The sequence below is a fragment of the Chengkuizengella sp. SCS-71B genome, from assembly GCF_040100845.1.
Taxonomy (GTDB): domain Bacteria; phylum Bacillota; class Bacilli; order Paenibacillales; family KCTC-33759; genus Chengkuizengella.
Genome location: NZ_JAZHSH010000001.1, coordinates 4,216,973 through 4,226,722 on the forward strand (window position 1 = coordinate 4,216,973; position 9,750 = coordinate 4,226,722).

Consider the following 9,750-nt stretch of genomic DNA (forward strand, 5'->3'; position numbering starts at 1 on the left):
CCTTCAATCAGCTTTCTATAGTCCTACTCGACCTGTTCCGTTGATTAATTTATTTAACAATTCATCAATCGTTGTCATCATCCGTGCGGAAGCGTTATATGCTTGTTCAAATTTGATCATATCCGCTAATTCCTCATCTAAAGATACTCCACTAACTGATAAACGGTTGATTTCTACTTGCTGTACCAACACTAGTTGATTATCTACTTGTCGACTCGCTTCTTGTGACTGAACACCTAATTGTCCAATCATGGATCGGAAAAATTCATCAAAGGTTCCGTTTGACAGCACTGGATCTCCTGCTGTACCTGAGGTGTAACTTAAATCTACATTTTTCAATCCCGCAATTAACAATGAAATATCATTATTCCCAAAAATTACTTTTCCACTTTCGTCAACTCGTGACGATGAAGCAATTTTGGAAGGGTTATCCTGAATCTCTGGATTTACAGTAATGCTGCTCGCATCCCATTCCGTAGCACCCTCTTTTAAAGTAAAAAATGGAATGCCCGATTGTGGAGGATCTTCAAGAGAATAACCTAATTCATGTATTCCATTCAAACCTTTAACGGTTACGGTTGTATCTGCTCCTAATGTTCTTTCTTCTATTGTTCCAGTATAAGTAATCCCATTTAAAGTTGTCCCTTCAGGAATTACCGAACCCTCTGGAAGTGTCACTTCTACGTCACCTTCTACCAAAGCTTTTACCATAGCATCTATTTGAAAAGCATATTCTGACACGTATTCATCCCTTGATTGAACCATACCGTATAGTTCACCGCTATTTAAATCTCCAGAAGAAATACTGCTGTTTAAAGAGGCTTCATCAAATGTAAATTCTTTATTAATCCCATTTACTAAACTAATATTACCCATAGTGATTGAGTAGCCATTTTCTGTTTCAGAAACATCGATATTTACGATATTGGAAAGCTTGTCCACGAGAAAATCTCTCTGATCTCTTAGATCATTTGCATTATCGCCCATTCCTTCTATTCTAAAAATCTCGTTATTTAAATTTGTAATTTGCGTCAGTATATTATCTGCTTCTGTCATTTTTACGTTCATATTTTCGGTTAAATCTTTCGCAAAATCATTGAGCTGTTTATCTAATTGATTCAAAGTATCTGTTAATGCCAGTGCATTTTCTTTTAATGCAGTACGTGCTGTAACATTTTCTGGATCATTACTAACATCCTGCCATGCGTTCCAAAACTTCTCGAGAACTTGCGTTAATCCTGTTTCAGAAGGTTCGTTAAATATGGCTTCTAATTTTTGTAATGTATCTTCTTTTATAGACCATTCCCCGAGATATTTTTGCTCATTTCGATACTGATCGTCTAAAAATCTGTCTCTAATTCTATTAATGGAATCGAAATCTACCCCTTGTCCAATTTGACCTGGGTTTGTACTTCTCATGAAACCTGGAGCTTCCATAGGTTTAGAAGCGACAAGATTTACGGATTGTCTAGTATACCCCACTGTATTTGCATTTGCTATATTATGTCCAATCGTATTCATTACCGTTTGCTGTGCAGTTAAAGAACGTTTGGCGATTTCTATTCCTCCGAATGTAGATCCCATATGTACCCTCCTTCGCTAGCTTTTTTAACCTTTCACATCAAATATTCCTTTACGAGAACCATGCTGATTCTTTAATGGATTTTGATAGGTCACATTGTCGTCTGCTGTACCCAATACCGTTTCTAATGTCACATTAATATAAGATAAAGATTGTTCGATTAATTGTTGATTCAATTTATTCACATGGTTCATTTCATCCATAGTTTTCAAAAGTTTATTCTGTGCAGCCTCCAAAGCTTTTTGTTCCTCTGGATCAATGATGAATCTTGTTAACTGCGTAATGGTAAGGTTTGGATTCGGCTGCATTCCTTTTTGTTTTACGGTAGTTTCAACAGTCTTCACCCGTTTAGAATCTATTTCTGTAATTTGTTTTAACAACATTGATTCCTGATTCATGATTTTCGTAAGTTCTTCTATATTATTATCAATTATGATTTGTTTTTTCTGTTTACCAAGCTCTATTAATTTGAAGTGAAGCTGATCCAACATTTCTAAATGTTGTACTATGTCATAAACTGACATGCTCTCTCACCTTTTTCATTGTTTTTTGAAATACGGTAATAGTTTCTCTGCGATTTTGTTGGGCTCTACTTGATACGTTCCATTAGAAACGCTTTGTTTTAAGTCTTCTATTTTCTCTTCTCGTTCCGTTGGTTTTGTATCCAGCAATTCTTTCGCTTCAGGTGAAATTTGCACTTCATCCCGCTGCATAGCTTTTTTACTTGCTTTCTTTTCTTGGTTTATATCCTGCTGTTGACGATAGTTTTGAATCGCGTTTACTGGATTGATTTTATTAATTTTCATGTGAATCACCTCACAAATCTCTTTACATACAAATAAGCCGATCGTCATTTACTGTTATTATCGGCGAGTTTGTTGAGAAACTTTATAGTTATTCATCATTTTATAATTTCTTTTTCATGTTGCTGTTCTTATGTAGATAAGAAGCCTTTGCTTCCTCTTGCTCTTCTTCAGCATTTCTACTTGTTACATCACGAACCTCTCTCGCAATTCTAAGGCTGCAGTTATCACATATTTTTCCTACTTTTATTAATTGCCCGCATGAATTACAAGGATAACCTAAGTTTACCAATTCACCAATTAAAATACGACCTTCATGAATAAATTGTGTGATTTGACGCACGGATACATCTGTTTCTTCACTTAATTCATAAATCGTACACGCGCGGTTCTCTTTTATATATTCCGTACATCTTTCATATTGTTGATTGATATCTTCCACACATCTTGGACAGATGTTACTAACGTTCTTCACAAATAAACGACCGCAATTTATACAATTATTTAATTGATCTATAGACATAATATACACCTCGGATTTCTATATATCCTACCAAAATAAACTATTTTTTATTAATATATCATACCTGAAGAAGGTTAGTGTGTATACTACTATATTGTCAATTATTGCATTAAAATGTAGAAAATTATGGTATACTATTCCTTGTACAACTTCAACTTGAGTGGGAAAGCTCCTTCCTGAAAAGGAGGTGATGCTTATGAACATTTCCTTTGTCGATGTGATCATGTTCGGAATATTTCTTCTGGCACTGTTGACATATATTGAAAAAAGGAAATAACCCCACTCTATGGTTGACGCCTAGTGGGTTATTCCCTTCACTTTTTACTTTGGAAGGAGTTCCTACCAAAATGAGTTGTACACGGAGTCGGCTGGCACCCGACTCTTTTTTATTGTATCAATTAATATACATATTATACCACTCAGTAATTGAAAATGCACTATTTAATCTATTAGCTGATCTCTTACAGCTTGGTGTTCCTCAGAACCTACAACCTCAAGACCTGCTTCAGATAAAGGAGCATCATTTATGCGATATTTTTCCTTTAACCTTAATATCCTCTCTACACCTTCGTTTAACTGGTGTAAAGAAATCTCTCCAGCTTCAACAGCCACTTCAATTGATTGTATTGCCTCTAATTGCAAATCATATTGATGTGAATAAAGTAAAAGATCCATCCCAGCTTGGACAGCATATACCGCAGCTTCTCCTGCTCTGTAATGTTTTTTAATCGCTCCCATTTCCATATCATCCGTGATAACAACACCTTGAAAATCCATTTCATTTCGTAATAACTCCGTAATGAGTATTTTTGATAATGATGCAGGTCTTCCACTCCCATCTAGGTTAGGGTATTGAATATGGGCAGCCATCACTACATCTGCACCTTCCTGTATTGCTTCTTGAAATGGTTGAAGTTCTAGTTCTTTCAGTTGCTCTACCGTTTTATAAACTACAGGTAAACCTATATGTGAATCAACAATAGTATCACCATGTCCAGGGAAGTGTTTCACTACAGGTATGACATTCGATTTTTGCAAACCGAACATAAATGCGGTTCCGTGTTCTTTAACTATTTCTGGTGTTGTTCCATAAGCACGGTCTCCGATAACTGTATTTTGGGGATTACTGAAAATATCAAAAACAGGTGCGTAATCCATATTAATACCATGTGCTGCCAATTCTTTACCAATCACTAGCCCGATATCATGAGTTAGGAGAGGATTATCCTTTCCCCCTATAAATAAATTGGATGGGAATTTGGTCGCGTTGCTTGGCAAACGAGACACTCTACCGCCTTCCTCATCTACAGAGATAAATAATGGGACTTGATTGGACTGATTTAGTTGCTTTAAATCATTGGTTAGCTGTATAAGCTGCTTACTTGTTTCAATATTTCTACTAAATAAAATAATGCCACCAACATGGTGATTTTGAATCAAGGTTTTAATTTGATCATTTGGTACCAAACCATCAAAACCTACTACAAAAAGTTGACCGATTTTTTGTTTTAATGTCATTTGTTCAAGTTGTTGAATGATTGGATCTTGTTCTTGTTCATCTTCTATGAAAGAAGATTGATCCTCATTTGGTGGAGCTGAATCTTTTGCATCTATTCCCACCGAAGGATTAGACTTTGGGATTCCTGTGGGTGGGGTATCTCTTAAATCTATGGGATCAGCACTCTGACAGGCTGTTAGAAAACTAATTATGATAATGAAGGGTACTAAAACCCATTTGTTCATGTCATTCATTCCTTCCTCAAGGATAACTCCTCATCACTTTATTTTTCGATGGATGGACCACATTTCTGCTTCTACTTCTTGTGGAAGAAGCCCTGCATGTCCGATAAAAGATTGATTTGATTTTCTAATGGCTAACATTAAACTAATATGACCGTTGCCAAAACCTTATAAAACTCTATAAAGTCATGTTTATTTCCCTGTTCATCGTGTCCGATTTTGCCATGGCTACTCTCGTTTGATATAACACATCCAAGGGCGTAAATTCCCATACAACGAATGGTACACATCAACGATATCTTTTAAAGTGATATTACGCTGATTTGTTGATAGTTTGATAGATTCAGACTTGCATTATAGTCTCGATCTATCACCAAACCACATGAATTACATTGGTATGTACGATCTGATAGTTTAAGGTCTTTTTTTACTTCTCCACAACAACTACATGTCTTAGAAGATGGATACCATTTATCAGCGAGTATTAATTCAATTCCATAAAACTTACATTTGTACTCCATTTGTTTTTTAAACTCATGTAAACATTGTTTTGCAATCGCTTTGGATAAATGTTTGTTTTTCATCATGCCTTTAATATTCAAATCTTCCATAACAACTTTAGATGGCTTGGTTTTCACGATCTCATTCGTTGTTTGATGCAAATAATTGTTTCTTATATTTGCTAATTTACGGTGTACTAACTTTATTTTCTTTTCGAGTTTTATAATGTTGCATGTTTTGACGAAACGGTTTCCCTCCTTATTCATTTCATATTTTTTTGATAGGGTGCGTTGCAACCTACGCAACTTCTTTTCCATCTTTTTGATTCTTTTTGTTTTGTTTATATTTTTAAACGTCATTCCATTACTACATACAGCTAAATCTTTAATACCTACATCAACACCGATAACTTCATCTGTTAATTCAATTTTCGATTGTTCTTCTTCCACTCCAACGGATAAATACCAGTACTTTCCGTCAAAACTTACTCTAGGGTTCATGTATTTCACTTCCATCGGAATTTGTTCAGTTGTGTTAACCCATCCTACCTTTTCGATCAACACTTTCATTGGCTTTACTTTCAACTTTTCCGTGTCATTGTAAAACGATGGTTTACTTTTACGTCTGCTCTTAAACTTTGGTTTGTCAGCCAGACCTTTAAAGAAACGTTTATAAGCATTACAAGCATCTTTAACAGCTTGTTTAGCCACGTTATTTGACACTTCATTTAGCCATTGCAACTCAGTTTTCTTTAATTGGGTTAGTTCTTTCCTCAACGTACCATCTAAGATAAACTTCCCACCGTTGTTGTAGTTTTCTTCTTGTCTTGCCAATGTCCAGTTGTAGATGAATCTTGCTGTACCAACGGATTGCCAAAGCTTCTGCTCTTGCTCTTCATTCGGCTTGATTCTAATTTTCTTGGCTAGGATCATCTTCAACTAACTCCTTAATCATTTTCTTAGCTTTGTTGGCTCTTTTACCTTGAAGTCTGCAACTAAACACAGTCACAATTTGAATTAAATCCTCAACTAATTCTTGTTCTTCGGTTTTTTCCGTGTGATCTATAATTTCAATTGTTGTTCCATATTTGTCACATAGATTTTCTATTAATTCAAAACCAAATCGAATTAAACGATCTTTATAAAGGATGACTACTTTCTCTACTTCTGAATTCGTAATCTTATCTATGAGTTGATTTAATCCCTTTTTATTGTAGTTAATCCCACTGCCAATATCAGAAATGATTTCAAATTGATAACCTTTTGCTAACATATAGGTTCTTACGTTTTCTATCTGTCTTTCAAGATCATCTTTTTGCTTATGGGAGGACACTCTACAATAACCTATGACTTTTTTGTTTAATTGCTTTTCTCCTTTAATACCTAAGAAGTGATTAAGTTGTTCTTGAGAATAATATCGATAACCACTAACTGACACGTGATCAGGCTTAAATTTTCCTTGTTTATCCCAATTTCGCAATGTATCCTTTGTTTTTCCAATTAACTTTGCAAATTGGCCTATTGAGTAGTATTTCAAATCTATCAACTCCTTATCCTAATTATACCAACTATAGTATAAAAAAGATAAAAAGTTTTATAGACTTTCATAATTGTTATTTAACTGTTATTACCCTTCTTCATATTTGTTCATCCATAATTTCATTCGTTCTTTAGTAAAATCCTCGGTCCAAATTGTCCCTTTACCAATATATTTCATCACATCTGGGTCAGAGGTCATTGAAATTAAGAAGTTCAAATATTTCAATGTGTATTTTCGAAAGATGAGACGATCAGTTTCTATCATTTTATATTTCTCCTTTTATTTTATAAAACAATGATGCTGTAAATATGCCTAATAACGTTCCAGAAATGGGTGAAACAACTAAGATTCCAATAGTATTATTGCTTGATGTGAATACAAGTTTTAAAATAGTAACTATCAAAGCAATGGATAGAACTATACTCCAGTATTTTAGTTTTTGATTTTGGCTAATGATTCTTTTTCTATGTACAATATTTTGTTTACGCAATAATTGGAAACATAGGAGGGTTAACAACACAAGACCCGATATAGATAATGTGTGCTGTAGTAACTTATATACAGACATCTCATTTATTATATTTGATAAGAAAGAAAATTTTAAAACAAAATACCCACTTGTATGTGTAAAAGCATCTATAAAAATATGAGAAAAGAAGCCAATAACTACTGAGGTTAAAAAAACAAGCCATTTTCGAAACGTATTTAACTGCCATGAATGGAACACTTGATAGGACCTCATATCTAAGTTATAGAAACTGGGTAAATGTAATGATAGGGTTTTAACTATTATTTTATGAAAAATGAAAGCAAATAAAATACTTAGAGGAATAGCCTGCACAATCAATCCTGTTAATGAGTGACCTATTGTTCGATAGGGTTCCAATGCTATGAAATACTCAAAATCAGGGGACATACTTCCTAGGACGAGACCCGTAACACAAAAATACTTTGGTTGAATCCATTTTAGTGGAATGGCATATAGTGGATGTGAGAAAGTGAATGGCATATTGATTCTCCTTTATTGGTATCTCCATTCCATCTAAGACATAAAGCTTTCTATAATCAGGTTTAATATTTTACCTATTTTTATGTGTGTTGTAAATGATTTTTACTATTATCCACATTATAACACTATAGAGTTTGTGAAAATTCATTTACTTATATTTCGTATGTTTCGAATATTCAAAAAAAGGGAAATATGCGATATAATAGGAGGTGAAAGAGAGGTGATCATTTTGATTCAATACGTACCAAAAGAACAAATTCAAATGGTTAGAGAGCAGAGCGCTTCATTTAATCCGAATCAACAATTGTTTTTAGATACCCTTGCTACTTTTTTAACAGCTCAAACTACTTTAACAAAAAAAGATATTATTGATTTAATAGACCAAGCTAATGATGCAGGTGCACCTGATTTTGCAAATTTATTAAATTCATTAGTTGATAAACCCTATTCAGAGATTGCAAAAATCCCTTTAAATACTAGTGAAAAATTTTACAGTGCTAATGAATTTGCTGATATTTGTGGTGTCTCAGTGCAATTAGTTCGCAGGGAGTGTGACAAAAAAAACATTCAAGCAACTAAAGGGAAAAAAAATTCTTGGATTATTTCTGAAAAACAATTTGGAAATCCACTTTGTCAGCGCTGGTTAAAAAACAAACAAATGATGTGGTCAAATATTAAAGATGCAAAGGAAGTTTTAAAAGAAAGTGATGCATTTATTCAAAACATGAAAAAAATTGAAGAAGACAGAAAGAAATAGGAGAAAATAAATGAAACGATATTTAATTGATACTAACATCGTCCGCTTCTATATTCAAGGTAATACTCAAGTAGAAACTTTTATGAAACAGTGTGAAGTGAATGATGATATTCTTCTCATTTCTATGGTAACCGTAGGAGAGTTAAGATCTCAACTCATTGAGATTAATAGTAAACATCGACCAGCATTGCGACGGTTAATTAAAACATTCCCTAAAATCGAAGTCACAGACCCAGAAGATAAAAAAGCACACGCATATAGAAGAATGGCTAGGAAGATAAGAGCACAGCACCAAAAAGAAAAGAAACCCTATCAACCTAAGTTACCTGGACTAGCAGATTCTAAAATTGCCGTGGATGCAATCAACGAGCAATTAGATATCATTACTAACAATACAAAAGACTTCCAAATTGCTCGTTTCTTTGGTATTTCTCTTTATGATCCTATCAGAAATTTATGGTATTATCCTATTAAAAGAAGATTAGAGAATCATACTAGATTTATACTCCCTAACGAAAAATATACTTAAACATCACCTCGCCCAAGTTACCCCATACACCTTAGCAGGCAAGTAAGACGTAATCACTTTCGCACACTCATTTAACGTACTGCCCGTTGTATATACATCATCAATCACAATGATACGCATAACTCTCCCTTTATTTATTCGTTTCAATTCTTTTTCATTGATAACAAAGGCTCCTTGTATATTAGAAAAACGATTTGACCAAGAGCCTACACTTTGTTTTTCGGTATGTCGAACTCTTTGCAAGAGTTTAACGACAGGAATTTGATGTAGTCTACTCAGACCTTTCGCAAATCGTTCTGCTTGATTAAAACCTCTCTCTTGTAATCTTTGCTCACTTAACGGGATATAAGTAAAGCAGTTTATAGGGTAATTCTTTAATGGAGTGGACGTTAATAAAAATTGATATGCATAATCTACCATTTTTATAAATAAATCTTCGATTCTTTCATCCCCTCTGTATTTATATAACGCCAACCATTCACGCATGATGTCATTGTATTCCACTGCACTTCGACTGTATTCATAATAGGTGTTTGATCTGCGATCACAATCTTGACAAACTTCAAATCGTCCACATTTGAGGCATAAAACTTTGCTTATCCACGGTATCTTTGCAGTACATGATTTACATAAGGATAAATTATGATTAGCTTGCGGGGTTACTTTACAGATCAAACATATTCTAGAGTTATTTGAAAAAAAGGAACGCAAAAGCTGGAGCTGAGTTTGAATAAAATGATCTTTTTCTTTAAACATTGAATCTACCA

Annotated in this window: 12 protein-coding genes; 2 read left to right on the forward strand and 10 right to left on the reverse strand. The window is 34.0% G+C overall.

Annotated features, from left to right (window positions below):
• Window positions 1-15: 15 nt before the first annotated feature.
• The 9 genes from flgK to VQL36_RS20620 all read right to left on the reverse strand — a co-directional run bounded on the left by flgK (window position 16) and on the right by VQL36_RS20620 (window position 7,697).
• Complete coding sequence (flgK, locus tag VQL36_RS20580) at window positions 16-1,584, reverse strand: flagellar hook-associated protein FlgK (protein ID WP_349251075.1); 1,569 nt, start codon at window positions 1,582-1,584, stop codon at window positions 16-18.
• Between the two features lie 24 nt (window positions 1,585-1,608).
• A complete protein-coding gene (locus tag VQL36_RS20585) occupies window positions 1,609-2,106 on the reverse strand; it encodes a flagellar protein FlgN (RefSeq protein WP_349251076.1) in 498 nt (165 codons plus the stop codon).
• A 15-nt stretch (window positions 2,107-2,121) separates the two neighbouring features.
• Window positions 2,122-2,436: a flagellar biosynthesis anti-sigma factor FlgM gene (gene flgM / locus VQL36_RS20590; protein ID WP_349251077.1), complete on the reverse strand. Its 315-nt coding sequence runs from the start codon at window positions 2,434-2,436 to the stop codon at window positions 2,122-2,124.
• A 52-nt stretch (window positions 2,437-2,488) separates the two neighbouring features.
• Window positions 2,489-2,908, reverse strand: a complete 420-nt coding sequence (locus tag VQL36_RS20595; RefSeq protein WP_349251078.1) for a flagellar protein — start codon at window positions 2,906-2,908, stop codon at window positions 2,489-2,491.
• A gap of 441 nt (window positions 2,909-3,349) precedes the next feature.
• Complete coding sequence (gene nagZ / locus VQL36_RS20600; protein ID WP_349251079.1) at window positions 3,350-4,651, reverse strand: beta-N-acetylhexosaminidase; 1,302 nt, start codon at window positions 4,649-4,651, stop codon at window positions 3,350-3,352.
• Between the two features lie 299 nt (window positions 4,652-4,950).
• Window positions 4,951-6,081 carry an RNA-guided endonuclease TnpB family protein gene (locus tag VQL36_RS20605; protein WP_349247502.1) on the reverse strand — a complete coding sequence of 377 codons (1,131 nt, stop codon included), beginning with the start codon at window positions 6,079-6,081 and terminating at the stop codon, window positions 4,951-4,953.
• The gene (locus VQL36_RS20610) at window positions 6,059-6,685 is read right to left on the reverse strand and encodes an IS607 family transposase (RefSeq protein ID WP_349247501.1); all 627 of its coding nucleotides are present in this window, start codon (window positions 6,683-6,685) and stop codon (window positions 6,059-6,061) included. Before VQL36_RS20610 ends, VQL36_RS20605 begins: the two co-directional genes overlap by 23 nt.
• Before the next feature lie 90 nt (window positions 6,686-6,775).
• On the reverse strand, window positions 6,776-6,952 hold the full coding sequence (locus tag VQL36_RS20615) for a hypothetical protein (protein ID WP_349251080.1): 177 nt from the start codon (window positions 6,950-6,952) through the stop codon (window positions 6,776-6,778).
• 1 nt (window position 6,953) lies between these two features.
• Complete coding sequence (locus tag VQL36_RS20620; RefSeq protein ID WP_349251081.1) at window positions 6,954-7,697, reverse strand: DUF4184 family protein; 744 nt, start codon at window positions 7,695-7,697, stop codon at window positions 6,954-6,956.
• Between the two features lie 220 nt (window positions 7,698-7,917).
• Between VQL36_RS20620 and VQL36_RS20625 the strand changes: the two genes are divergently transcribed.
• On the forward strand, window positions 7,918-8,454 hold the full coding sequence (locus tag VQL36_RS20625) for a hypothetical protein (protein WP_349251082.1): 537 nt from the start codon (window positions 7,918-7,920) through the stop codon (window positions 8,452-8,454).
• Window positions 8,455-8,464: 10 nt separating this feature from the next.
• Entirely contained in the window at window positions 8,465-8,983 is a 519-nt protein-coding gene (locus VQL36_RS20630; protein WP_349251083.1) for a type II toxin-antitoxin system VapC family toxin, read from the forward strand.
• 3 nt (window positions 8,984-8,986) lie between these two features.
• On the opposite strand, the gene VQL36_RS20635 is transcribed toward VQL36_RS20630, so the two are convergent.
• A partial coding sequence (locus tag VQL36_RS20635) for a ComF family protein (protein WP_349251084.1) occupies window positions 8,987-9,750 on the reverse strand: 764 nt, incomplete at its 5' end.

Coding starts and splice junctions, on each gene's coding strand:
- flgK (WP_349251075.1), bottom strand. CDS start 1,584: ATGGGATCTACATTCGGAGGAATAGAAATCGCCAAACGTTCTTTAACT.
- VQL36_RS20585 (WP_349251076.1), bottom strand. CDS start 2,106: ATGTCAGTTTATGACATAGTACAACATTTAGAAATGTTGGATCAGCTT.
- flgM (WP_349251077.1), bottom strand. CDS start 2,436: ATGACGATCGGCTTATTTGTATGTAAAGAGATTTGTGAGGTGATTCAC.
- VQL36_RS20595 (WP_349251078.1), bottom strand. CDS start 2,908: ATGTCTATAGATCAATTAAATAATTGTATAAATTGCGGTCGTTTATTT.
- nagZ (WP_349251079.1), bottom strand. CDS start 4,651: ATGAACAAATGGGTTTTAGTACCCTTCATTATCATAATTAGTTTTCTA.
- VQL36_RS20605 (WP_349247502.1), bottom strand. CDS start 6,081: ATGATCCTAGCCAAGAAAATTAGAATCAAGCCGAATGAAGAGCAAGAG.
- VQL36_RS20615 (WP_349251080.1), bottom strand. CDS start 6,952: ATGATAGAAACTGATCGTCTCATCTTTCGAAAATACACATTGAAATAT.
- VQL36_RS20620 (WP_349251081.1), bottom strand. CDS start 7,697: ATGCCATTCACTTTCTCACATCCACTATATGCCATTCCACTAAAATGG.
- VQL36_RS20630 (WP_349251083.1), top strand. CDS start 8,465: ATGAAACGATATTTAATTGATACTAACATCGTCCGCTTCTATATTCAA.